The following is a 25,222-nucleotide window of genomic DNA, read 5'->3' as shown; positions in this document are numbered from 1 at the left end:
GCTACATAAAAACAAAGCCAGGGCGTCACTTCTTATGAGCGTTAGCAATCCAACCCTGATCACATTCGTGATCTATATCGCAGCAATGGTGCTGATCGGTTTCATGGCCTATCGCTCCACCAACAACCTTTCCGATTACATCCTGGGCGGTCGCAGCCTCGGTAGTGTGGTAACGGCTTTGTCGGCCGGCGCTTCCGATATGAGCGGCTGGTTGTTGATGGGCCTGCCGGGCGCCATCTACATGTCCGGTCTGTCGGAAAGCTGGATCGCCATCGGCCTGATCGTCGGTGCCTACCTCAACTGGCTGTTCGTGGCCGGTCGCCTGCGGGTACAGACCGAACACAACGGCGACGCCCTGACGCTGCCGGACTATTTTTCCAGCCGCTTCGAAGATAAAAGCGGCCTGCTGCGGATCATCTCCGCAGTGGTAATCCTGGTGTTCTTCACCATCTACTGCGCCTCGGGTATCGTCGCCGGCGCGCGTCTGTTCGAAAGCACCTTCGGCATGTCCTACGAGACTGCGCTGTGGGCCGGTGCGGCGGCGACCATTGCCTACACCTTCGTTGGCGGTTTCCTGGCGGTGAGCTGGACGGACACCGTACAGGCCACGCTGATGATCTTTGCGCTGATTCTCACGCCGATCATCGTGCTGCTGGCCACCGGCGGCGTCGACACCACGTTCCTGGCGATCGAAGCCAAGAACCCCGACAACTTCAACATGCTCAAGAACACCACCTTCATCGGCATCATCTCGCTGATGGGCTGGGGCCTGGGTTACTTCGGCCAGCCGCACATCCTCGCGCGCTTCATGGCGGCCGATTCGGTGAAGTCGATCGCCAACGCGCGCCGCATCTCCATGACCTGGATGATCCTGTGCCTGGGTGGCACCGTGGCCGTGGGCTTTTTCGGCATCGCCTACTTCTCGGCGCACCCGGAAGTGGCCGGGCCGGTGACCGAGAACCATGAACGTGTGTTTATCGAACTGGCCAAGCTGCTGTTCAACCCATGGATCGCTGGCGTGCTGCTGTCGGCCATCCTGGCGGCGGTAATGAGCACCTTGAGCTGCCAGCTGCTGGTGTGCTCCAGCGCCCTGACCGAAGACTTCTACAAGACCTTCCTGCGCAAGAGCGCGTCCCAGGTTGAATTGGTCTGGGTCGGCCGCCTGATGGTGCTGCTGGTGGCCTTGATCGCCATCGCCATGGCCGCCAACCCGAACAACCGCGTCCTGGGCCTGGTGAGCTACGCCTGGGCCGGTTTCGGCGCCGCGTTCGGTCCTGTGGTGCTGATTTCGGTAATCTGGAAAAACATGACCCGCAATGGCGCTCTGGCCGGCATCCTGGTCGGCGCGATTACCGTGATTGTGTGGAAACACTTCGCTCTGCTGGGGCTGTACGAAATCATCCCTGGCTTCATCTTTGCCAGCCTGGCGATCTACATCGTAAGTAAACTGGGCGCGCCGACTGCGGGTATGGTCGAGCGTTTTGATGCTGCGGAAAAAGACTACAACCTCAACAAGTAATTCGACGGGCGCCCAGCGTCTGATGAGTTAAACGAAAGGCCCGCATCCTACGGATAGCGGGCCTTTTTTTGCGAATGATTTGGCGCATGCAAGCTGACGATTCGCACACTCGTGCGTAGGGCTTTACTGATTTGTGCGAGCAGTGCTCAGCAGGACTCGACACTGTTGCAGAATCGCCCCCCCAGCCTTCGCAGAGAAACATCGGATGTTCGCGCCTGCCAATCAAAGTGCCTTTACCCTGACCCTGGATGGGGTGCCCAGCGACCTAAAGGTCTACCGTTTCAAAGGTCGTGAAGTACTCAGCCAGCCCTATCAGTTTGATTTGGAACTGGTCGGCGAGCAGCCTGACCTTGACCTGGAAGGTCTGCTGCATCGCCAGGCTTATCTGGGGTTTGATGCGCATGGGCACGGTGTGCATGGCGTAGTGGACCATGTGGCGCAGGGCGACTCCGGGCGGCGGCTGACCCGTTACAGCGTTCGTCTGGTACCTCAGTTGGCCTATCTGGCCCACAGCAGCCACCCACGCATTTTCCAGCATAAGACCGTGCCGCAGATCGTTGCCCAGGTTCTTAAAGAGCAGGGCATCCAGGCCGATCGATTCGAGTTTCGCTTAAGTGGCACCTACCCCGAACGCGAGTATTGCGTGCAGTTCGCTGAGACCGACCTGGCATTCATCCAGCGCCTGTGTGCCGAGCTGGGCATTCACTACCACTTTCGGCATTCGCCCGAAGGCCATTTGCTGGTATTTGGCGATGACCAGACCGTGTTCGCCCAGGCCGAGCACGCCACGCCCTACGCCGCAGGGTCCGGGATGGTGGCGGACACGCCGGCTATCAAGCGTTTCGCGGTGCAACTGCGCACCTGTACGACGGCTCTGAGCCTGCGCGATTACGATTGGAGCAAGCCACGCCTGACGCTGGAAAGCACGGTGTCCGACGAGCAGAATCCGCGCCTTGAAGCGCAGGGCTACCCCGGCCATTTCACCGACCGTGTAGAGGGTAAGCACCTGGCGCAGCGGGGCCTGGAGCGTCACCGCAGCGAGCATTGCTTAGCCGTCGGCAGCGGGGATGAGCCGGCGCTCGCCTGCGGACGCTTCCTCAAGCTGGCCGGGCATCCGCGCCAGGAGTGGAACGACTTGTGGCTCATGACCGACGTGACTCACGAGGGCAGCCAGCCCCAGGTACTCGAAGAGGCGGTGACCGAGGTCGCCGGTGGGGAAATGCGTCAGGGCTACTCCAACCACTTCGTCGCAGCGCCCTGGGAGGTGGTTTTTCGCCCACCCTTGCCATCGCGCAGGCCGCTGACGGGTTACCAGAACGCGGTGGTGACCGGCCCCACCGACAGTGAAATCCATTGCGACGAATACGGTCGCGTCAAAGTGCAACTGGCCTGGGACCGCCACGGCACGCATGACGAGCATTCCAGTTGCTGGCTGCGGGTCGCCAGCGGCTGGGCCCATGATCGCTACGGCGCGGTACTGATCCCACGGGTGGGCATGGAAGTGCTGGTGGGCTTTTTGAATGGCGACATGGACATGCCTGTGGTGGTCGGCTGCCTGGCCAACGCCGCGACGCCGTTGCCCCTCGACCTGCCGGCGGACAAGACCCGCAGCATCCTGCGCAGCCAAAGCAGCCCTGGCGGCGGCGGATACAACGAACTGCGCATCGAGGACCGCAAGGGCGCCGAGGAAATCTACCTGCGCGCTCAGCGCGATTGGACCCAGCATGTGCTGCATGACCAGCAGGTGCGGGTGGACAACCGGCGTCGAATCACCGTGGGCGGCGAGTCGCACCATGAACTGCAGGGTGAAGAGCAGCGCATCACCCATGGCAACCGCCTGACGCAACTCAAGCAGGACGACCACCTCGTGATCGGTGGTTCACAGCAGGTACGCGCGGAGCAGGTGATCCGGATCGGCGCCGGCCAGAGCGTCGTCATCGATGCGGGTGCCAGTGTCACGATTCAGGCCGGTGGGCAGTCGATCACGGTGTCCGCCGCCGGCATCTTCAGCAGCGTGGAGATCCAGTTGGGCGGTGCTCCCGCGCCTGCACCGGCGCCGTTACTGCCCGGGCTGAGGGATAAAGTGCTGGCGGTGCTCCCGGCCCCGTTGAGCCGTGTGCAGATAGCCAGCCTGAAACGCAGCGCGCCGTTCTGTGAAGAGTGTGAGCGCTGCAAGAACGGGCAGTGTGATGTCGCTGATCGCCCCATCAGTCAACTTTGAACCCAAGGAACTTATCCCCAATGGAGCAACCTCTGTCACCCGGTGCCTGGCTGGCCCAATGGCCCCTGCAACCCCATGAGCAACTTTTCGCGGTGCTGGGCGGTGCCAGCGATGCCAAGCCGTTCGACGCCTGGCAAGGCATGGCCGCGGGAGCCTCGCCGCGCGCCATCTGGGCAGGCACCGCCTACGCGGACTGGACGCAGGTCATGCCTTACCTTGCACGGGTCGAGCCCGGCAGCGCGTTTCTCGATTGGGTGACGCACACCCAGGCCGAGGACTGGGGCTGGCTGGCGGTGTCATCCAGCCCGTTGGAGGTGGTACTCGCCCATCTGCAGGGCTTGACCCAAGTGAACCTGCCCGAGGGGCAGGCAGTGTTCCTGCGCTTCTGGGACGGCACGCAGGTGCTGCCGCTGCTGCAGCACCTGGGCAGTGGCGCGGGGCAGGTGCTGCCGGTGTTCCAGCGCTACTTGATCAATGGCCAACCGCTGGCCGTTGCGACGGGCCCGGTCGGCGCCGCCAAGACCAGCCCCTGGTGGCAAGTGCCTGCCACGTTGCTGGAGCATCTGGCCGAACAATCGCCGCAGACCCGGATCGACAACCTGCTGCAATGGCTTGAGGAACAGCGCCCGGACCTTTGCGCCGCCTTCACGCCCCCGACCCTGCAGCACAAGGTCGCGTATTTCGCCCGTGGGCCCGTGGTCACCTATGCGGCGCTGACGGACTATCTCGACTCAGAGGCGAGTTGAGCCCAGTGCCTGCTGCAAATCGTCGATCAGGTCTTCAATGGCTTCGATGCCGACCGACAGGCGAATCATCTCCGGCTTCACGCCGGCCTTGGCCTGCTCCTGTTCGTTCATCTGCCGATGGGTGGTGGACGCCGGATGGCAGGCCAGGGATTTGGCGTCGCCGATGTTCACCAAGCGTTTGAAGATCTGCAGTGCATCGTAGAAACGCACGCCGGCGTCATAGCCGCCCTTCAGGCCGAAAGACAGGATCGCCGATGGCTTGCCTTGCATGTATTTCTGCGCCAGTCGATGGTGCGGGTGCTCCGGCAGGCCCGCGTAGCTGACCCATTCCACGTCGGCATGCCCTTGTAGAAACTGCGCAACCTTGAGCGCGTTCTCGGTGTGGCGTTCCATGCGCAGCGCCAGGGTTTCCAAGCCTTGCAGCAACAGAAAGGCATTCATCGGCGCCAGGGCCGCACCGGTGTTGCGCAAGGGCACGGTACGCGCGCGGGCGATGAACGCGGCGGGGCCGAATTTTTCGGTGTAGACCACGCCGTGATAAGCCGGCTCGGGCCGGTTGAGGCCGGGGAATTTTTCCGGGTACTGCATCCAGGGGAAGGTGCCACTGTCGACGATCACTCCGCCGAGCGAATTGCCATGGCCGCCGATGTATTTGGTTACCGAATGCACGACGATATCGGCGCCGAACTGAATGGGTTTGCACAGGATCGGCGTGGCGACGGTGTTGTCCACCATCAACGGCACACCTCGGGCGTGTGCCACTTTGGCCAGGGCCTCCAGATCGATGATATTGCCCGCCGGATTGCCGATGCTCTCGCAGTACACCAGCTTGGTCTGGTCATCGATCAGCTCGGCGATGGCCTCGGCGCTATCGTCCCGGGCGAACCGCACGTCCACACCAAAGCTGGGCAGCAAATGGGCGAACAAGGTATAGGTGCCGCCGTACAGTTGCGGCGTGGTGACGATATTGTCTCCGGCGCGGGTCAGGGTCTGGATCGCATAATGGATCGCCGCGCTACCGGCTGACACCGCCAGCGCCGCGATGCCGCCTTCGAGGGCGGCGATACGTTGCTCCAGGACATCGTTGGTGGGGTTCATGATGCGCGTGTAGATATTGCCGGGTACGTCCAGGTTGAACAGGTCGGCGCCGTGCTGGGCGTTGTCGAATTCGAAAGCGACGTTCTGGTAGATCGGCACGGCCACGGCCTTGGTGGTCGGGTCCGACTTGAAGCCGTGGTGCAGGGCGAGGGTGGCGTCTTTCATGATGGCAATTGACCTCCTTGGATTGGGTGCCCGCCACAATAAATCCGCGCTCAGGCGGGTATTTAGATTTTTTTCCGCCCGCCCGCTGCCTTTAGGGCATAAGCACCGCCCGGCATGCCGCCCTGCACCTTTGTCCGTGTAGAAGGTAAACTTCGCCCCCTGCGCAGGAGCAACCATGAATTATCGTCACGCCTTTCACGCCGGCAACCACGCCGATGTCTTCAAACACCTGACCTTGACCCGCCTCATCGCCCTGATGTCGCGCAAGGAACAGCCGTTCGCCTACCTTGATACCCACGCGGGCATCGGCCTGTACGACTTGCAGGGCGATCAGGCCAACCGCACCGGCGAATACCTGGAAGGCATTGCGCGACTGTGGGGCCGGACCGATTTGCCGCCGCTGACCGCCGACTACATGCGCGTGCTGCATGAGATGAACCCGGACGGCCAGTTGCGCTACTACCCCGGTTCGCCGGAACTGGCACGTCGGCTCACGCGCCCGCAGGACCGTGTGTTGCTCAACGAGAAACATCCTGAAGACGGTGTATTGCTCAAGGACAACATGAAGGGCGATCGCCGGGTCAAGGTGCACCTGGGCGAAGGCTGGCATGTGCCGCGAGCGTTGCTGCCCGTGCCGGAAAAACGCGCCCTGATGCTGATCGACCCACCGTTTGAAAAGCTCGACGAGATGCAACGCTGCGCCGCGTCCCTCAAGGAAGCAGTCGGCCGCATGCGCCAGACCGTGGCGGCGATCTGGTACCCGGTCAAGGACCAGCGCATGTTGCGTCGCTTCTATCAGGACCTGGCCGGAACGGGGGCGCCGAAATTGTTGCGGGTGGAATTGCTGGTGCATCCGCTGGACACGCCCAACACCCTGACCGGTTCGGGCCTGGCGATTGCCAACCCGCCATGGGGCTTGGAGGAAGAACTGCGTGAGCTGTTGCCGTGGCTGTCCAAGCAACTGGGCCAGACCCAGGGCGGGTGGCAGATGGATTGGCTTATAGCTGAGTAGGTGTGAGTTGTAAGGTGCAAGCTGCAAGCTTCAAGTGAGGGCAGAAAGCACCACTTGCAGCTTGCAGCTTGTAGCTTGTAGCTCCGATCTTCAGATCGGGCAAACCACGCCTGTTCCGCCAATGCCGCAATAACCCTGTGGGTTTTTCGCCAGGTATTGCTGGTGATACGCCTCGGCGAAATACACGGTCGGTGCCTGGTCGATTTCGGTGGTGATCTGCCCCAGGCCGGCCTTGTTCAGTTCGGCCTGATACGCCTCGGCACTGGCCTTTGCAGCCTCCAGTTGTTCCGGTGTGGTCGCGTAGATTACCGAACGGTATTGGCTGCCGATGTCGTTGCCCTGGCGCATGCCCTGGGTTGGGTTGTGCAATTCCCAGAACATCTTCAGCAGGTCTTCGTATTTCACCTTGGCCTGGTCATACACCACCAGCACCACTTCGCTGTGGCCGGTCAGTCCGGAACACACTTCTTCGTAGGTCGGGTTGGGCGTGAAGCCGCCCGCATAACCCACCACGGTGCTGACCACGCCGTCGCGCTGCCAGAACTTGCGTTCCGCTCCCCAGAAGCAGCCCAGGCCGAAGATCGCAAAGCCTACGTCATCGAGGAATGGGCCCAGCAGAGGGTTGCCGTTGACGAAGTGCGTCTCGGGCAGGGTCATCGGCGTTTCACGCCCAGGCAACGCTTGTTCTTGAGTAGGCAGCACGTTTTTGTTCACCAGAATTTCCGAGCGCAAGACCATGAGCAGTCCTCTCGTCAGGTTGAGTGATGGTAAAAATTCAGACAGTCAGTGTGCCCGAGTGTTACAGCGATGTCAGGCGATTGGGCCACGCGGGTAGCGTTTAAGCATGGCCGGCAGCTCTGCTCCGGGAATCGGCCGATCGAACAGGTAACCCTGGCCCACATCGCAACGGTGCCGCCGCAGGAAGGCCAGTTGTTCGGCGGTCTCGATGCCTTCGGCCACCACCTTGAGCTTGAGGTTGTGCGCCATGGCGATCACGGCGGAGGTGATTTCCATGTCGTCCTGGTTGTCCGGGATCTCGTGGATAAAGCTGCGATCGATCTTGATGATATCGATGGGGAATTTTTTCAAGTAACTCAGCGATGAGTAGCCGGTGCCGAAGTCGTCCATGGCCAGGGTCAGGCCGAAGCTCTTTAACTGGTCCAATTGCAGGCGCGTGTCTTCGGTGGCTTCCAGCAGCAGGCCTTCGGTCAGCTCCAGCTCCAGCAGGTTGGCCGGCAGCTGTTCTTCCTTGAGGATCGTGGCAATCGAGGCCACCAGGTCCGGGTCGGAGAACTGCTTGGGGGACAAGTTGATCGCCACCTGCAGGTTGCCCAGGCCGGCGGCGCTCAGTTGCCGGCTCATGCGGCACGCCTGGCGGGCAATCCATTTGCCGATGGGGATGATCAAGCCAGTCTCTTCGGCCACGCTGATGAACTGGTCGGGGCGGATCATGCCCTTTTCCGGATGGTTCCAGCGCAGCAGCGCCTCCATGCCGAGCAGGCGGCCGCTGCGCAGGCATAGCTTGGGCTGGTAGAACACGTCCAGCTCGTTCTGCGTCAGGGCGCGGCGCAGGTTGTTCTCTACAAACAGCTTGTAGCTGGCTTCGGCATTGAGGGCTTCGGTGAACACCTGAACCTGATGCTTGCCGTTGGCCTTGGCCTTATGCAGTGCCAGGCCGGCGTTACGCATGAGGGTTTGCGGGTCGCGGCCATGCAGCGGCGCGCAGGCCAGGCCCACGGAGCCGGTGACGCTGATCAACTGGTTGTCGACGAACATCGGTTTGTCGAGGGTCGCCAGCAATTGGCTGGCCACTTGCTGACCGGTTTCCAGATCGGTTTCATCCAGCAGCACCGCGAACTCGTTACTGGCAAAGCGCGCCAGGCTGCCACTGCTGCTTAAGCTGTTGCGCAGGCGTCGGGCCAGGCTGATCAGCAACTTGTCGCCGGTCTGGTGGCCGAGGCTGTCATTGATGCGCTTGAAGTTATCGATATCCACCAGCAGCAGGCTGATCGGGCTGTCGCTGTCGCGGGCAAAGCGTTCATCGAGGTTGCGGATGAACGCCGGGCGGTTGCCCAGATTGGTCAGGTTGTCAGTGTAGGCCAGACGCTCGATGCGCTGCTGGGCCAGCTTGGTCTGGGTGATGTCTTCGTAGATGCCGATGTAGTGGGTCAGCTCACGGTTGTCGCCATAGACCTTGGAAATCGACAACTGCCCCCAGTACGGTTCCAGGTTCTTGCGGCGGCTTTTGAACTCGCCCTGCCAGCTGTTGCTCTTGGCCAGGCTCGACGGCGCGTCGAACAGCAACTCACTGAGGTTCTCCAGCGCCGGCAACTGCGCCAGGCGATGGCCGTGGACCTCTTCTGCGCTGTACTGGGTGATCGCGGTGAAGCTGGGGTTGACGTACTCCACCACGCCGTCGCAGTTGACCAGCAGAAAGGCGTTGGCGCTTTGCTCTACGGCCCGCTGGAACAGGTGCAGGGCGCTCGTGGCGGTGCGACGGTTATGGTTGTTGATGACTTGTGCAAACTGATCCGCCAGCTCCCCGGCAAAGGCAATTTCATCGGCCTGCCACGCGCGCGAACCGCCGCTCTGTTCCAGGCACAGCACGCCGACCACCTGCCCGTCGACGCGGATGCTGGCGTCGAGCATGGCGTGCACATCGTTGGCTCGCAGGCTCTCGGCCATTTCGCGAGTGCGTGGGTCGCGCATCGCGTTGGTGGCATCGATGGCTCGGCTGGTGTGCAAGGCTTCCAGATAATCCGGGAAACAACTGGCGTCGATGGGATCAGGCAAATGGTGCTGTTGATCGGCGCGATGGTAGGCGGAAATCGGCACCAGGCGCTGGCCTTCAAGGTTCCAGATACTGGCGCAATCGAGCTGGTAGATTTCGCAGGCGCTGCGGGTGATCAGCTCGGCGGCTTCCTGCAGCGAATTGTTGGCGGTGTAACGCTGGCGGGCCAGCAGCAGGATCAGCTCCTGCTGGGCGCGCACCCGTTCCAGGTGCTGCAATTGTTCCTGCTGGGCCCGTTGGTTGAGTTCCAGGGCGATCTGCAGACGACTGTTCTGACTCTCCAAATCTTCTGAGGAGGGAAGGGGCAAAGGCACCTCGCTGAACAGGCCGTCGACTACCATCAGGTAACCGCGCAGCAAGTGACGATTGTGTTGTTTGTAGGCTTCGCCCATTTCCAGCAGGCTTAGCGGGCCATCGTTGGTGTGCAGGGTGTAACGCACCAGATAGTGCGGGCTCTGGGTCAGTTGCTGCTGGATGGCGTCGTGCAACTGATAGCGGGCCTGGGGTTCCATCAGGCTGGCGTAGGGCGTGCCGATCAGGGCGCACAGTTCAACCGCCGGCAGGCCGAATTGGCGCTCGCAGTTGGGATCGAGGTAGAGCAGAGCCCAGCTTGCCTCATTAAGCCGCTCGAAACGCAGCATACCGAGGCGCGAAGGCACCGGTAACTGCGTCACTACCTCGGCCGCCGTACGGGCGACATCGGGTTGGCTTTTCATGGGGGAAACTCACTTGAAATAACGCGCACGGCGCCGGGCTCACGCCCTCTTTTCTGTTGCCTGCGGCAAGGTTGCATCATGCGGCGCGGGCTGACAAGAGAGGATGAAGGCTAAGTGCTATATGTGTGTTATCGGCCGCTTGGGGGATTTCTACAGTCGCAGTGACAGAAGGTGTACAAACCTGTTCTCTCTGTCCAGTTTTTGCGATGCAGCACGCAAAAAAAGCCCCGCCAAGTGGCGGGGTTGAGGTACGAGCGTGGCGCTCGGAAATCGGTGCAAACGGGCCTTCCGGGTTAAGAAGGAAGGCCCGTCGCGGGTTACAGCAGGATGGTGCGGATGTCGTTCAGCAATTGGCTCAGACGCTGGGTGAAACGTGCAGCGGCGGCGCCGTTGATCACACGGTGATCGTAGGACAGCGACAGTGGCAGCATCAGCTTCGGCTGGAACGCCTTACCGTCCCAGACCGGCTGGATTGTCGCCTTGGACACACCCAGGATCGCCACTTCCGGCGCGTTGACGATTGGCGTGAAACCGGTACCGCCAATGTGGCCGAGGCTGGAGATGGTGAAGCAGGCGCCCTGCATATCGTCTGGGGTGAGCTTCTTGTCACGGGCCTTGGCCGCCAGTGCGGCAGCTTCAGCGGCGAGCTGCAGCAGGCTCTTCTGGTCGACGTTCTTGATGACCGGCACCAGCAGGCCATCCGGGGTGTCGACCGCAAAGCCGATATGCACGTACTTCTTGCGAATGATCGCCTTGCCGCTCGGCGCCAGCGAACTGTTGAAGTCCGGCAGTTCCTTGAGCAGGTGCGCGCAGGCCTTGAGCAGCAGTGGCAGGACGGTCAGCTTGACGCCGGCCTTTTCGGCCACGGCTTTCTGCGCAACGCGGAATGCTTCCAGGTCGGTGATGTCGGCCTGGTCGAACTGCGTCACGTGGGGGATGTTCAGCCAGCTGGCGTGCAGACCTGCCGCGCCGATTTGCATCAGACGGGTCATCGGCACTTCTTCGATTTCGCCGAAGCGGCTGAAGTCCACGGTGCGGATCGGCGGAATGCCCGAGCCACCGGTAGCGCCGCCGGCAGCCGGCGCTTCCTTGGCCTTTTGCATCATGGCTTTGACGTAAACCTGCACGTCTTCCTTCAGCACACGACCGTGAGGGCCGGTGGCGGCGACGGCGCTGAGCTCGACGCCGAATTCACGGGCCAGCTGACGCACGGCCGGGCCGGCGTGAACCTTGGCACCGCTCGGTGCAGGCGCGGCAGCAGCTGGGGCCGGTGCGGCCTCGGCTTTTGCGGCGGGTGCGGGCGCGGCAGCCGGAGCCTGGGCGGCTTCAGCTTTGGCCGCCGGAGCGGCGGCCGGTGCTGGAGCAGCGGCAGGCGCGGCGCCTTGTACTTTGAGCTTGAGGATGAAGTCACCGGTGCCGACTTCGTCTTCCAGCTTGACCGCAATGCTTTCCACCACGCCGGCAGCCGGCGATGGAATCTCCATGGAGGCCTTGTCGGACTCCAGGGTGATCAGCGACTGGTCGGCTTCGACCGTATCGCCGACCTTGACCAGCAGCTCGATGATCTTGGCTTTGCCCGACGAGCCGATGTCCGGAACGTGAATGTCCTGAACGGTAGCGGCAGCCGGTGCAGCGGCCGGGGCCGCTGGGGCCTCGGCGGCAGCGGCAGGCTTTTCAGCCGGCGCGGGAGCGGCTGCAGGAGCGGCCGCCGCAGGCGCCGCATCGGCGGCACCTTCGATTTCCAGCTCGAGCAGTTCGTCGCCTTCTTTCAGGCGGTCGCCCAGCTTGACCTTCAGGCTCTTGACCACGCCGGCCTTGGGAGCAGGAATTTCCATGCTCGCCTTGTCCGATTCCAGGGTCAGGATGCTCTGGTCGGCTTCGACGGTGTCGCCGACCTTCACAAACAGCTCGATTACTTCACCTTCACCGCTGCCGATGTCAGGTACGCGAATGAGTTCGCTCACAAAAAGTCTCCTCAGCAGTCCAGTGGGTTGCGTTTTTCCGGGTTGATACCGAACTTGACGATGGCGTCAGCCACCACCTTGGGTTCGATCTCACCACGGTCAGCCAAGGCTTCCAGGGCTGCCAACACCACGAAGTGACGGTCGACTTCGAAGAAGTGACGCAGCTTCTTGCGGCTGTCACTGCGGCCGAAACCGTCGGTGCCCAGGACTTTGAACTCCTTGGACGGGACCCACTGGCGAATTTGTTCGGCAAACAGCTTCATGTAGTCGGTGGAGGCGATGACCGGGCCCTTGCGGCCGGCCAGGCATTCTTCGACGTAGCTGGTTGCTGGTTTCTGGCCAGGATGCAGACGGTTGCTGCGCTCTACGGCCAGGCCGTCGCGACGCAGTTCGTTGAAGCTGGTCACGCTCCACACGTCGGCGCCGACGTTGAACTCGTCACGCAGAATCTTCGCCGCTTCACGCACTTCGCGCAGGATGGTGCCGGAGCCCATCAGTTGAACGTGGTGCGCCGCTTCCTTGGTGTCTTCTTCGAGCAGGTACATGCCCTTGATGATGCCTTCCTCGACACCGGCCGGCATGGCTGGCTGCTGGTAGGACTCGTTCATCACGGTGATGTAGTAGAAAACGTCCTGCTGTTCTTCGGTCATTTTCTTCATGCCGTCCTGGATGATCACCGCCAGCTCGTAGCCGTAGGTTGGATCAAAGGTGCGGCAGTTCGGGATGGTGGCAGCCAGGATATGACTGTGACCGTCCTCGTGTTGCAGGCCTTCGCCGTTCAGCGTGGTGCGCCCGGCGGTGCCGCCGATCAGGAAGCCACGGGTACGGCTGTCGCCCGCCGCCCAGGCCAGGTCGCCGATGCGCTGGAAACCGAACATCGAGTAGAAGATGTAGAACGGCAGCATCGGCTGGTTGTGGCTGGAGTACGAAGTACCGGCGGCGATGAAGGAGCTCATGGCGCCCGCTTCGTTGATGCCTTCTTCGAGGATCTGGCCCTTCTTGTCTTCCTTGTAGAACATCACCTGGTCTTTATCGACTGGCTCGTAGAGCTGGCCGACGGAGGAGTAGATGCCCAACTGACGGAACATGCCTTCCATACCGAAGGTACGGGCTTCGTCCGGAATGATCGGAACGATGCGCGGGCCGATGTCCTTGTCCTTGACCAACTGCGCGAGAATCCGCACGAAGGCCATGGTGGTGGAGATTTCACGGTCGCCCGAGCCGTCAAGGATAGCCTTGAGGGTGCTGAGGTCCGGCGTCGGCACGCTGAAGCTGTTGGCGCGGCGCTGTGGCACGAAACCGCCCAGCGCGGAGCGACGCTCGGCCAGGTAACGGGCTTCGGCGCTGTTCGGCTCCGGCTTGAAGAACGGCAGGTTCTCCAGCTCTTCGTCCTTGACCGGGATGTCGAAGCGGTCGCGGAACAACTTCAGGCTGTCGACATCGACTTTCTTGGTGTTGTGCGCGGTGTTCTTCGCTTCGCCGGCACCGGTGCCATAACCCTTGATGGTCTTGGCCAGGATGACGGTCGGCTGTTCTTTGTGGTTGACCGCTTCGTGGTACGCCGCATAGACCTTGTACGGGTCGTGGCCGCCACGATTGAGCTTCCAGATCTCGTCGTCGGACAGGTCGGCAACCATCGCCTTGAGTTCAGGCGTGTTGAAGAAGTGTTCACGTACGAATGCGCCGTCTTTGGCTTTGTAGTTCTGGTACTCGCCGTCGATGACTTCGTCCATGCGGCGTTGCAGGATGCCGTCGACGTCCTTGGCCAGCAGCGGGTCCCAGAAACGGCCCCAGATGACTTTGGTCACGTTCCAGTGAGCACCGCGGAACACGCCTTCGAGTTCCTGGATGATCTTGCCGTTGCCGCGAACCGGGCCGTCGAGGCGCTGCAGGTTGCAGTTGATGACGAAGATCAGGTTGTCCAGTTTTTCGCGGCCGGCCAGGGATATGGCGCCCAGGGATTCCGGCTCGTCGCACTCGCCGTCGCCCAGGAAGCACCAGACCTTTTGCTTGCCTTCAGGGATGAAGCCACGGGCTTCCAGGTACTTCATGAAACGTGCCTGGTAGATCGCCTGGATCGGGCCAAGGCCCATGGATACGGTCGGGAACTGCCAGAAATCAGGCATCAACCAAGGGTGCGGGTAGGACGACAGGCCCTGACCGTCGACTTCCTGGCGGAAGTTGTTCATCTGTTCTTCGCTGATGCGGCCTTCCATGAACGCACGGGCGTAAACGCCTGGAGACGTGTGGCCCTGGAAGTAAATCAGGTCGCCGCCGTGTTCGTCGGTCGGGGCCTGGAAGAAGTAGTTGAAGCCGATGTCATACAGGGTTGCGCTGGAAGCGAAGCTGGAGATGTGACCGCCCAGGTCCGAATCTTTCAAGTTCGTGCGCATTACCATCGCCATGGCGTTCCAGCGTACCAGCGAGCGAATGCGGCGTTCCATGAACAGGTCGCCAGGCATGCGTGCTTCGTGGGTAACGGGGATGGTGTTGCGGTATGGCGTGGTGATGGCGTAGGGCAGTTGCGAGCCGCTGCGGGTCGCGAGTTCGCCCATACGGGTCATCAGGTAGTGAGCACGGTCTTCGCCTTCTTTGTCGAGAACCGATTCCAGGGCGTCCAGCCATTCCTGGGTTTCGACGGGATCGAGGTCTTGCATGGCTTGCTCCAGGGCGGAAAGGCTACCAGAATCGGTTGCCTGAAGTTTGCGACTGGCCTTGTGGGCAGACGACATAAATTCTTGGATGGCCGAAGGTTGCTTCGGCGTCCTGTAGTTTTACTACAAATCGTCGGCCATTTCAGCCTTTCGAATGTATATACGAGTAGTAAAACTACACAAGACTGAGCGTATGACTCGGTCTGGCTGGTGAGCATAATCGTTATTGTTGATCTTTTGCGAACAAGAAAAGGTAGAAGTTTAATGTTGCCTGCCAAAATTAAAGAATTTTCAGCTATTTCTAACTTTTGTTCGACAGTCCTTCATTTGGCGCGGTGCTCGCGCTTGTCGCTACAAGCCTTCCACGCGCCGATCAAGGATAGACCATGAGCCTTCCAACGCTGGCCGAATTGCCAGCCATTCTGCTTCCGGCTGCCCAGCGGGCCGAGCAGTCATTTCGTGACGCCGTGGCCGCGCTGGATGCCGATCATGGCCTTTCCGGGTGGGCGCCGCAACGCTGGGCCGACTTCGCCCGGGTGTGCGCCGCCAGTGATTTCGTCATTGAACAGAGCATTCGTGACCCTTTGATGTTGCTCGAACTGGCCGCCTGGGGCGAGCTGGATCGCGGCTTTGCGCCTGGTGAGTTGTGCGGGCAGATCGCGGCAGCGGTGCAACAAGCCGAAACAGAAGATGAGTTGGGCCGGGTCCTGCGTCGTCAGCGTACGCGCCAGCAGGTGCGCATTATCTGGCGCGATCTGACCCGTCAGGCCGACCTGGTGCAAACCTGTCGCGATTTGTCCGACATGGCCGACGCCAGCATCGACCAGGCCTACCAATGGCTCTACCAGCGCCACTGCGCACAATTCGGCACGCCCACCGGGCGGCGCAGCGGCGAGGCCCAGCACATGGTGATCCTCGGCATGGGCAAGCTCGGCGCGGTGGAGCTGAACCTGTCATCGGACATCGACCTGATCTTCGCTTACCCCGAGGGCGGCGAAACAGTGGGCGTGAAGCGCGCCCTGGATAACCAGGAATTCTTCATTCGTCTTGGTCAAAAACTGATCAAGGCCCTCGATCCGATGACCGTCGACGGATTCGTATTCCGCGTCGATATGCGTTTGCGCCCCTACGGTTCGGCCGGGGCGCTGGTGCTCAGTTTCAATGCGCTGGAGCAGTACTACCAGGATCAGGGACGCGACTGGGAACGCTACGCCATGATCAAGGCGCGGGTGGTGGCCGGCGATCAGGTGGCGGGCGCGCAATTGCTCGATATGCTGCGGCCGTTCGTCTACCGACGTTACCTGGATTTTTCCGCCATCGAAGCGCTGCGCACCATGAAGCAGCTGATCCAGCAGGAAGTGCGGCGCAAAGGTATGGCCGACAATATCAAGCTGGGCTCGGGCGGCATTCGTGAAGTGGAATTCATCGCCCAGGCGTTCCAGTTGATCCATGGCGGCCGCGACCTGAGCCTGCAGCAGCGGCCGTTGCTCAAGGTGCTGGGCACGCTGGAAGGCCAGGGCTACCTGCCGCCGGCGGTGATCGCCGAGTTGCGCAACGGTTATGAATTTCTGCGTTACACCGAACACGCGATCCAGGCGATTGCCGACCGGCAGACCCAAATGCTCCCGGACAGCCCGCAGGACCAGGCCCGTATCGCCTTTATGCTCGGCTTCCCCGATTGGGCGGCGTTTCATGAGCGCCTGATGTACTGGCGAGGTCGGGTCGACTGGCATTTCCGCCAAGTGATTGCCGATCCGGACGAAGAAGATGGCGAAGAAAGCGAGCTGGTCGTAGGCGGGGAATGGTTGCCGCTGTGGGAAGAGTCACAAGATGACGACGCGGCCTGCCGTCAGTTGGCCGACGGCGGCTTCACCGACGCGCCCAAGGCGCTCAAGGCTCTGGCCAGCCTGCGCGGCAGCCCGCAACTGCGCGCCATGCAGCGCCTGGGGCGCGAGCGCCTGGATGCATTTATCCCGCGCCTGCTGGCGCAGGCCGTTGAACACGCCAATCCGGACCTGGTGCTGGAGCGCGTGTTGCCGCTGGTTGAAGCGGTTGCGCGGCGTTCGGCCTACCTGGTGCTGCTTACGGAAAACCCCGACGCCTTGCGTCGCCTGTTGACCCTGTGCGCTGCCAGCCCGTGGATCGCCGAGCAGATCACGCGTTTCCCGTTGTTGCTCGACGAATTGCTCAACGAAGGTCGGCTGTTCAAGCCGCCGTTGGCGCCGGAACTGGCCGCCGAGCTGCGTGAACGCCTTACACGTATCCCCGAAGACGACCTTGAGCAACAGATGGAGGCCCTGCGCCACTTCAAGCTTGCGCACCGCCTGCGCGTGGCCGCTTCGGAAATTGCCGGCAGCCTGCCCTTGATGAAAGTCAGCGACTACCTGACCTGGCTCGCCGAGGCGATCCTGGAGCAAGTACTGGCCCTGGCCTGGCGCCAGACCGTGGCGCGGCATGGTTCGCCGCAGCGGCTGGATGGCACCTTGTGCGATCCTGGGTTCATCATTGTCGGTTATGGAAAAGTCGGCGGCATCGAACTGGGGCATGGTTCCGACCTGGACCTGGTGTTCATCCATGACGGCGACCCGCATGCCGAAACCGATGGCGCCAAGCCGATTGACGGTGCGCAGTTCTTTACGCGCCTGGGCCAGCGCATCATTCATTTGCTGACCACCCAGACCAACTCCGGCCAGTTGTATGAAGTGGACATGCGCCTGCGCCCGTCCGGCGCATCCGGGCTTTTGGTGAGTTCGTTGGGCGCGTTCGATCGCTATCAACACAATGAAGCCTGGACCTGGGAACATCAGGCGTTGGTCCGCGCCCGCGTGCTGGTGGGCAGCCAGGACGTCGGCCAGGCCTTCGAGCAGGTGCGGGCCAGGGTGCTGGGGCGCGAACGTGATCTGGCGAAGCTGCGCCAGGAGGTCAGCGAGATGCGCGCCAAGATGCGTGACAACCTGGGCACCAAGAGCACCGCGGCCGGCACGGGCGCCAATGCGTTCGAAGCCACGGCGCTGTTCGACCTCAAGCAGGACGCTGGAGGTATCGTCGATATTGAATTTATGGTGCAATACGCGGCTTTGGCATGGTCTGCGCAACATCCATCGTTGCTGCGCTACACCGACAATATCCGCATTCTGGAAGGCCTGGAGCAGGTGGGGTTGATGCCCGCCGCCGATGCCCACCTGCTGCGCGAGGTCTATAAGGCCTACCGTTCCGCCGCGCATCGCCAGGCCTTGCAGAACGAGGCCGGTACGGTGGCCGGCGATCAGTTCGTCGATGAGCGGCGCCAGGTGATGCGGATCTGGCAGGAGCTGGGTCTGAGCTGAACACATTATTAGGGCGGGGAGGCATAAGCCTCCCCGCATCGTTTGTGGAAACTACATGAATATTCTGATCGTTGGGCCCAGTTGGGTCGGTGACATGGTGATGGCACAGACACTGTTCCAGTGCCTGCGCCTTCGCCATCCAGATTGCCAGATCGACGTGCTCGCCCCTGAGTGGAGTCGGCCGATCCTGGAACGCATGCCCGAAGTGCGCAAGGCCTTGAGCTTTCCGCTCGGCCACGGCGCTCTGGAGCTTGCGACCCGTCGTCGCATCGGCAAATCCCTGGCCGGCCAGTACGACCAGGCGATCCTGCTGCCCAACTCGCTCAAGTCCGCGCTGGTGCCGTACTTTGCCGGCATCCCCAAGCGCACCGGCTGGCGTGGCGAATTTCGCTATGTGCTGCTCAATGATGTGCGTACGTTGGACAAGGCACGCTACCCGCTGATGATCGAACGCTTCATGGCCCTGGCCTATGCGCCCGGTGCCGAGTTGCCCACGCCGTATCCGCGTCCGAGCCTGCGGATCGACCCGGTCACCCGCGACGCGGCGCTGGCCAAGTTCGGCCTGAGCCTGGATCGCCCGGTGCTGGCGCTGTGCCCCGGTGCCGAGTTTGGCGAGTCCAAGCGCTGGCCCTCGGAGCATTACGCCAAGGTCGCCGAGATGAAGATCCGCGAAGGCTGGCAGGTGTGGCTGTTCGGCTCGAAGAACGATCACTCGGTGGGCGAAGACATCCGCCAGCGCCTGATTCCGGGCCTGCGCGAAGAGGCGGTGAACCTCAGCGGCGACACCTCGCTGGCCGAGGCGATCGACCTGCTGTCCTGCGCCGATGCGGTGGTGTCCAACGACTCCGGCCTGATGCACGTGGCGGCCGCCTTGAATCGCCCGTTGGTGGCGGTGTACGGCTCCACTTCGCCAGGGTTTACCCCGCCGTTGGCCGATAAGGTTGAAGTGGTGCGCCTGGGCCTGGATTGCAGCCCCTGTTTTGAGCGCACCTGCCGTTTCGGCCACTACAATTGCCTGCGCCAGTTGTTGCCGCAGCCGGTCAGCGAAGCCTTGCAGCGGTTGCAGGGCGACGTGGTCGAGGTTCACTGAGTTGCGGGTACTGGTAGTCAAGACCTCATCCCTGGGCGACGTGATCCATGCCTTGCCGGCACTGACCGACGCGGCGCGTGCGATCCCCGGCATTCAATTCGACTGGGTGGTGGAAGAAGGCTTTGCCGAAATTCCCACCTGGCATCCGGCCGTGGACAAGGTGATCCCGGTGGCGATCCGCCGCTGGCGCAAAAACCTCTGGCAGACCTTCAAGAGCGGCGAATGGCGGCGCTTCAAACAGCGCATCCAGTCGACCAAGTACGACCTGGTCATTGACGCTCAAGGCCTGTTCAAAAGCGCCTGGCTGACCCGTTACGTGCGTGCGCCGGTGGCCGGCTTCGACAAGCAGTCCGCACGCGAGCCGATCGCGGCGCGCTTTTATTCCCGGCGCCTGGCGGTGGCCCGCGGGCAGCATGCCGTCGAACGTTTGCGCCAGTTGTTCGCCGTGGCCCTCGGTTATGACTTGCCCAAAGGCTTGGGCGACTACGGCCTGAGGGTCGACAAACTGCTGGGCCTGCCGCCGAAAAAACCGTTCGTGCTGCTCCTGCACGGCACCACCTGGGACACCAAGCACTGGCCCGAAGCCTACTGGCGCGAGCTGGCCGAGCGCATGGGCCGTCTGGGCGTGGACGTAAAGTTGCCATGGGGCAACGCCGCCGAAAAGGCGCGCGCCGAAAGGCTGGCCCAAGGCCTGCCGAACGCCGAAGTGCTGCCCAAGCTGAACCTGGCCGGCGTGGCCCGCGTGCTGGCCGGCGCCCGCGCCTGCGTGGCGGTAGACACCGGCCTGGGGCACTTGGCTGCAGCGTTGGATGTGCCGACCATTTCGCTGTTCGGTCCTACCAATCCGGGGCTTACCGGCGCCTATGGCAAGGCGCAGATTCACCTGGCCAGCGATTGGCCGTGCGCGCCATGCCTGCAGAAACACTGTACCTATCAACCGACGGCCGACGACCTGCGTCGGTTCGACATCACGCGCGAGTCGCCCCTGTGCTTCACGCGCCTGAACCCTGAGCGTGTGGCAAGCCGACTGAGCACGTTGTTACTGGCTGAGGAGCTGCACTGATGCAACTGGCTTTTGTCCTGTACAAATATTTCCCCTTCGGCGGCCTGCAGCGTGACTTCATGCGCATTGCCCTGGAGTGCCAGCAGCGCGGCCACAGGATTCGTGTCTATACGCTGATCTGGGAAGGCGATATTCCGCAAGGTTTCGAAGTGCTGGTGGCGCCCGTGAAGGCGCTGGTCAACCACCGTCGCAATGAAAAGCTGCATGCCTGGATCCAGGCCGACCTGGCCAAGCGCCCGGTGGACCGCGTGGTGGGTTTCAACAAAATGCCGGGGCTGGACCTGTACTTCGCCGCCGACGGCGTATTCGAAGACAAGGCCCAGACCCTGCGCAACCCGATGTACCGCTGGTTCGGGCGCTACAAGCACTTTGCCGAATACGAGCGCGCGGTGTTCGATAAAAACGCCACGACCCGGATCATGGTGCTGTCCGAGCGTCAGCAGCAGCTGTTCACGCAGTATTACGGCACCCAGCCCGAGCGTTTTCACCTGCTGCCGCCGGGCATTTCCCGAGACCGACGCGCGCCGCCGAACGCCGGCGAGATCCGCGCCGAGTTTCGCGCCGAATTCGGCCTGGCCGAGGAAGATTTACTGCTGGTGCAGATCGGTTCTGGCTTCAAGACCAAGGGCGTCGACCGTAGCCTGAAGGCTGTGGCTGCGTTGCCTGCAAAGCTGAAGAAACGCACCCGGCTGTTTGTAATCGGCCAGGACGACCCCAAAGTATTCCAACTGCAGAGTGCCGCACTCGGCCTGGGTGACCAGGTGCAGTTCTTCAAGGGGCGCAACGATATTCCGCGTTTCCTGTTGGGCGCGGACTTGCTGATTCACCCTGCTTACAACGAAGCGGCCGGCATGGTGCTGGTCGAAGCGATAGTCGCCGGCCTGCCCGTGCTGGTGAGCCAGGTCTGCGGCTACGCGTTTTATATCGATAAGGCCCAGAGTGGCCGCGTGTTGGACGAGCCGTTCGAGCAGGCCCAGCTCAATCAATACCTGGTGGATATGCTCGACGATCCGCAGGCGCGCGCGACCTGGAGTCGCAATGGCCTGGCTTTCGCCGAGACGGCCGACCTGTTTAGCATGCCGCAGTACGCTGCGGACTTGATTCTGGCGGAGCCAAACCGATGAAGTTGATTCTTGCCGAACCCTTCAAGACCCTGTGGGCCGGACGCGATGCGTTCGCCGAGGTCGAGAAACTGCAAGGCCAGGTGTTCCGCGAGCTGGCCGCCCGTCGTACGTTGCGTACGGTGGTGGAGGGTCAACCCTATTTCGTGAAAATCCATCGCGGTATCGGCTGGGGCGAGATCCTCAAAAACCTGGTCACCGCCAAGTTGCCGGTCCTGGGCGCGGGCCAGGAGTGGCTGGCGATCCAGCGCTTGCATGAGCTGGGCGTGCCCACCATGACCGCCGTGGCTTTTGGTGAGAAGGGCAGTAATCCGGCTGATCAGCACTCGTTCATCGTTACGCGCGAGCTGACCCCGATTATCAGCCTGGAGGATTTGACCCTCGACTGGCTCAAGCAGCCGCCGGTGCCGGCGATCAAGCACGCCTTGACCGCCGAGCTGGCGCGTACGGTCGGCGCGATGCATCGTGGCGGCGTCAATCACCGTGATTGTTACCTCTGCCACTTCCTGTTGCACACCGACCGACCGATCGCCGTGGATACTCTCAAACTGTCCGTGATCGACCTGCACCGCGCCCAGGTGCGCGCGACGATCCCCATGCGCTGGCGCAACAAGGACCTGGCCGGGCTGTATTACTCCGCCCTGGACATCGGCCTGACCCGGCGCGACAAACTGCGCTTTCTCAAACATTACTTTCAGCAACCGTTGCGCCGGATCCTGGCCGAGCAAGCGCCGCTGCTGGCCGAGTTGGAGCGCATGGCCGCCAAACTCTATGCGCGCAAGCAACGTTACGGGGATGCGCTCTGATGGCGGGCTGGAACCTGGAACCGGCCTACGCCGCCCTGGCGGACGACTTCGGCAGCCTGGAGGCGGTGTTCGCGCTGCAAGGCGAACGGTTGACTCGAGACCCGTTGTCGGAAGTGATCCGGGTTGAGCGTGGCGGGGTCAATTACTACGTCAAGCGTTACTCCGGGGCGGGCAAGGGCTTGCGCCGTTACCTGGGCAAGCCGCGAGTGAAATCCGAATGGCAGAACCTCAAGCGTTTCGCCAAGTGGGGCATCCCTACCGCTGATGTAGTCGCCTGGGGCCTGGATCGCAACGGGCTGGCCTACAACCGTGGGGCGATGATTACCCGCGAATTGCCCAAGACCGAAGACCTGTCGGTTCTGGCCGAACGCAATGATGCGCGGCTCAAGGACCCCCGCTGGGTCGATGCCATCAGCCGGCAGCTCGCCGAATATACGCGCACCATGCACGATCACCGCTTCACCCATAACGACTTGAAGTGGCGCAACCTGCTGGTGGACGATCAGTGCACCCTCTACCTGATCGATTGCCCCAACGGCGATTTCTGGCGCGGTTTCTGGCTCAAGTACCGCATCACCAAGGACCTGGCCTGCCTGGACAAGGTCGCCAAATATCATCTGTCGGCCACCCAGCGCCTGCGTTTCTATATGAAATATCGACAACGCACCCACCTGACGGCGTCCGACAAACAACGAATTCGCCATGTGGTGAAGTTTTTCGAGGGACGTGAATGAGTGACTTCCTGGCGGCTGCCGACCGGGCCTTGCTGGAGCGCAACGGCCTGGCCACGTTCGACGCGTTGTGGGCCAAGCAGCTCGACGCGGTGGACGAGCCGAACACCAGCCGTGGCGGCTGGAGCAGCGTGTTTCGCCTGGAGCTGGAGGGGCAGGGTTACTACCTCAAGCGCCAGAGCAACTACCTGACGCGCAGCCTGCACCGGCCATTCGGCGAGCCGAGTTTCTCCCGCGAGTTTCGCAATATCAGTCGTTACCGCGCCCTGGGGATCCCGGCCTTGCAGGCGGCGTTCTACGGCGAGCGCAAGGTGGCCGGCGAGTATCGCGCCATGCTGTTGACTCGTGCCCTCGACGGCTGGAACGACCTGGAGTCGTTGCTCGAGCAGTGGTCCTCGCTCAGCGATGTCCAGCACCGCGCGATCCTGCGGGCCTGCGGTGAATTGGCGCGCCGGCTGCACGGCGTCGGCCAGGTGCATGGCTGTTTCTACCCCAAGCATATTTTTCTGCAGGCCACCGGCGACGGTTACGCCGCGCAACTGATCGACCTGGAGAAAACCCGTCCATTGCTGTTCGGCTGGCGTGATCGCGTCAAGGATCTGGAGCCTTTGCTGCGCCGGTCCCCGCAGTGGTCCGAGGTGCAGGTGCGTCAACTGTTGGCGGCCTATCTCGAGCAGCCCGAGGACAGCGCGTTGGTCTCGACCTGGCTGCAGCGCCTCACGGCCCGGCGCAGCCATAAGGAGAAGCGCTGATGCGCCTGTCGGAGCTGAAAAACGTCGGCCGCGCGCCGAGCCTGCCGTTGACGCTGGAGCTGGCGGACGCCGCCGGCCCTGGGCAGTTGCAACTTTTGAGCCTGCTGCGCGTGTTGCCAGGCCAGCGCTACGTTGGCGCGGCGGTGTGGCGCGGGCGTGCCGTGCTGGCCAAGCTGCTGGTAGGCAGCAAGGCCGCGCGGCATTTCCAGCGTGAGCTCAGCGGCGTTCGTCTGCTGGCCGAACAGGGCCTGACCACGCCGTTGCTGCTGGCGGACGGCCTGCAGGAAGGCGAGGGAGGCTGGTTGCTGTTCGAATTCATAGAGGGCGCACAAAGCCTGGCCGACGCCTGGCAGACGGTCGAAGGTTTGCCGCCGTTGGCCGACGAACAAACCGCCGTGCTCGCTGAGGCGCTGGGCGCGATCGCACAGATGCACACCAAAGGGCTGTGGCAGGAAGACCTGCACCTGGACAACCTGCTGCGCCAGAACGGCAAACTGTACCTGATCGACGGTGCCGGGATTCGCGCCGAAGAGCCTGGCAAGCCACTGTCGCGCAACCGTGTGCTGGAAAACCTGGGCGTATTTTTCGCCCAGTTGCCCAAGAATCTTGAGCCGTTCACCGAAGAGTTGCTGGTGTACTACCTGCTGGGCAATGGTGAACACGCCTTGCCCCTGGAGGCCTTGGAAAAACAGGTGCGTAAGGTCAGTGCGTGGCGCTTGAAAGACTATCTGGACAAGGTCGGCCGTGAGTGCACGCTGTTCAGCGTGGAGCGCGGTGCCTTTGGGTTGCGCGCGATCCGTCGCGAGGAGGTGCCGGCGATGCTGCCGGTACTGGAACAGGCCGACGCCCTGCTCGAGCAGGGCCACTTGTACAAGACCGGCGGCGCCGCCAGCGTAGCCAGGGTCGAGGTGGCCGGTCGGCCGCTGGTGATCAAGCGCTACAACATCAAGGGTTTCGCCCATTGGCTCAAGCGCTTCTGGCGCCCAAGCCGCGCCTGGCATTCCTGGCGCGAAGGCAACCGTCTGGCGTTCCTCGGCATCAGCACGCCCAAGCCGCTGGCCGTGCTGGAAAAGCGTTTCCTCTGGCTGCGCAGCCGCGCGTACCTGATCACCGAATACCTGCCGGGGCCGGACATCATCGAGCGCTTCGCGCCCTACGTTGAACACGGCGACGCACCGGAAAACGAACTGCAGGCGCTGGATCGTCTGTTCGCCGAGTTGATCCGCGAGCGCATCAGTCATGGCGATTTCAAGGGCCACAACCTGTTCTGGCACGAAGACCGCTGGGCGCTGATTGACCTTGACGCGATGTGCCAACACCGCAGCCTGGCCAGCTTCGCCCCGGCCTATGCCAAGGACCGTGCGCGATTTATGCGTAACTGGCCGCAGGACAGCGCGCTGTATCAGCTGATCGATGAGCGTTTGCCCAAGCAGCCCACCTGATCGCT

Annotated in this window: 17 protein-coding genes; 12 read left to right on the top strand and 5 right to left on the bottom strand. The window is 62.3% G+C overall.

The features are described from left to right. Positions 1–34: 34 nt before the first annotated feature. The 3 genes from putP (at position 35) to OSC50_RS22440 (ending at position 4,486) form a co-directional block, all read left to right on the top strand. Positions 35–1,519, top strand: a complete 1,485-nt coding sequence (putP, locus tag OSC50_RS22450) for a sodium/proline symporter PutP (protein WP_181080386.1) — start codon at positions 35–37, stop codon at positions 1,517–1,519. Between the two features lie 205 nt (positions 1,520–1,724). Beyond that, positions 1,725–3,740 (top strand): type VI secretion system Vgr family protein, encoded by a 2,016-nt coding sequence (locus OSC50_RS22445; RefSeq protein WP_266245594.1) that lies wholly within the window; start codon positions 1,725–1,727, stop codon positions 3,738–3,740. Positions 3,741–3,760: 20 nt separating this feature from the next. Then, positions 3,761–4,486, top strand: a complete 726-nt coding sequence (locus tag OSC50_RS22440) for a DUF4123 domain-containing protein (RefSeq protein ID WP_266245596.1) — start codon at positions 3,761–3,763, stop codon at positions 4,484–4,486. Here OSC50_RS22440 and OSC50_RS22435 read toward each other — a convergent pair. Further along, positions 4,472–5,749 (bottom strand): O-acetylhomoserine aminocarboxypropyltransferase/cysteine synthase family protein, encoded by a 1,278-nt coding sequence (locus tag OSC50_RS22435; RefSeq protein ID WP_266245598.1) that lies wholly within the window; start codon positions 5,747–5,749, stop codon positions 4,472–4,474. The genes OSC50_RS22440 and OSC50_RS22435 overlap by 15 nt on opposite strands. A 175-nt stretch (positions 5,750–5,924) precedes the next feature. Between OSC50_RS22435 and OSC50_RS22430 the strand changes: the two genes are divergently transcribed. After that, on the top strand, positions 5,925–6,761 hold the full coding sequence (locus OSC50_RS22430) for a 23S rRNA (adenine(2030)-N(6))-methyltransferase RlmJ (protein WP_181080390.1): 837 nt from the start codon (positions 5,925–5,927) through the stop codon (positions 6,759–6,761). Positions 6,762–6,851: 90 nt separating this feature from the next. On the opposite strand, the gene msrA is transcribed toward OSC50_RS22430, so the two are convergent. From msrA to aceE, 4 genes are all read right to left on the bottom strand, one after another. Further along, positions 6,852–7,499, bottom strand: a complete 648-nt coding sequence (msrA, locus tag OSC50_RS22425) for a peptide-methionine (S)-S-oxide reductase MsrA (protein WP_253510110.1) — start codon at positions 7,497–7,499, stop codon at positions 6,852–6,854. Between the two features lie 72 nt (positions 7,500–7,571). Further along, a complete protein-coding gene (locus OSC50_RS22420; RefSeq protein ID WP_181080392.1) occupies positions 7,572–10,268 on the bottom strand; it encodes a putative bifunctional diguanylate cyclase/phosphodiesterase in 2,697 nt (898 codons plus the stop codon). 317 nt (positions 10,269–10,585) lie between these two features. Next, positions 10,586–12,232, bottom strand: coding sequence for a dihydrolipoyllysine-residue acetyltransferase (aceF, locus tag OSC50_RS22415; RefSeq protein ID WP_253510112.1), 1,647 nt, complete (start codon positions 12,230–12,232; stop codon positions 10,586–10,588). An 11-nt stretch (positions 12,233–12,243) separates the two neighbouring features. Continuing rightward, positions 12,244–14,889: a pyruvate dehydrogenase (acetyl-transferring), homodimeric type gene (aceE, locus tag OSC50_RS22410; protein ID WP_181080394.1), complete on the bottom strand. Its 2,646-nt coding sequence runs from the start codon at positions 14,887–14,889 to the stop codon at positions 12,244–12,246. A gap of 383 nt (positions 14,890–15,272) precedes the next feature. Between aceE and glnE the strand changes: the two genes are divergently transcribed. Genes glnE through OSC50_RS22370 form a run of 8 tightly spaced genes read left to right on the top strand, consistent with a single transcriptional unit; the run spans position 15,273 to position 25,217 of the window. Continuing rightward, the gene (gene glnE / locus OSC50_RS22405; RefSeq protein WP_181080395.1) at positions 15,273–18,212 is read left to right on the top strand and encodes a bifunctional [glutamate--ammonia ligase]-adenylyl-L-tyrosine phosphorylase/[glutamate--ammonia-ligase] adenylyltransferase; all 2,940 of its coding nucleotides are present in this window, start codon (positions 15,273–15,275) and stop codon (positions 18,210–18,212) included. A gap of 55 nt (positions 18,213–18,267) precedes the next feature. Further along, positions 18,268–19,302 carry a lipopolysaccharide heptosyltransferase II gene (waaF, locus tag OSC50_RS22400; protein WP_253510114.1) on the top strand — a complete coding sequence of 345 codons (1,035 nt, stop codon included), beginning with the start codon at positions 18,268–18,270 and terminating at the stop codon, positions 19,300–19,302. A 1-nt stretch (position 19,303) separates the two neighbouring features. Further along, complete coding sequence (waaC, locus tag OSC50_RS22395) at positions 19,304–20,365, top strand: lipopolysaccharide heptosyltransferase I (protein WP_253510117.1); 1,062 nt, start codon at positions 19,304–19,306, stop codon at positions 20,363–20,365. Then, entirely contained in the window at positions 20,365–21,489 is a 1,125-nt protein-coding gene (locus OSC50_RS22390; RefSeq protein ID WP_266245604.1) for a glycosyltransferase family 4 protein, read from the top strand. Before waaC ends, OSC50_RS22390 begins: the two co-directional genes overlap by 1 nt. After that, positions 21,486–22,292: a lipopolysaccharide core heptose(I) kinase RfaP gene (gene rfaP, locus OSC50_RS22385; protein ID WP_253510119.1), complete on the top strand. Its 807-nt coding sequence runs from the start codon at positions 21,486–21,488 to the stop codon at positions 22,290–22,292. Before OSC50_RS22390 ends, rfaP begins: the two co-directional genes overlap by 4 nt. After that, positions 22,292–23,026 (top strand): lipopolysaccharide kinase InaA family protein, encoded by a 735-nt coding sequence (locus OSC50_RS22380; RefSeq protein WP_253510121.1) that lies wholly within the window; start codon positions 22,292–22,294, stop codon positions 23,024–23,026. The genes rfaP and OSC50_RS22380 overlap by 1 nt, the downstream gene beginning before the upstream one ends. Then, positions 23,023–23,775: a lipopolysaccharide kinase InaA family protein gene (locus OSC50_RS22375; RefSeq protein WP_181080401.1), complete on the top strand. Its 753-nt coding sequence runs from the start codon at positions 23,023–23,025 to the stop codon at positions 23,773–23,775. Before OSC50_RS22380 ends, OSC50_RS22375 begins: the two co-directional genes overlap by 4 nt. After that, positions 23,775–25,217, top strand: a complete 1,443-nt coding sequence (locus OSC50_RS22370) for a lipopolysaccharide kinase InaA family protein (RefSeq protein ID WP_253510123.1) — start codon at positions 23,775–23,777, stop codon at positions 25,215–25,217. The genes OSC50_RS22375 and OSC50_RS22370 overlap by 1 nt, the downstream gene beginning before the upstream one ends. Positions 25,218–25,222: the final 5 nt, after the last annotated feature.

Source organism: Pseudomonas quebecensis (assembly GCF_026410085.1).
In the GTDB taxonomy this organism is placed as follows: domain Bacteria; phylum Pseudomonadota; class Gammaproteobacteria; order Pseudomonadales; family Pseudomonadaceae; genus Aquipseudomonas; species Aquipseudomonas quebecensis.
The sequence above is the reverse complement of the archived record's forward strand: the minus strand, read 5'-3'. Positions and strand labels throughout refer to the sequence as shown.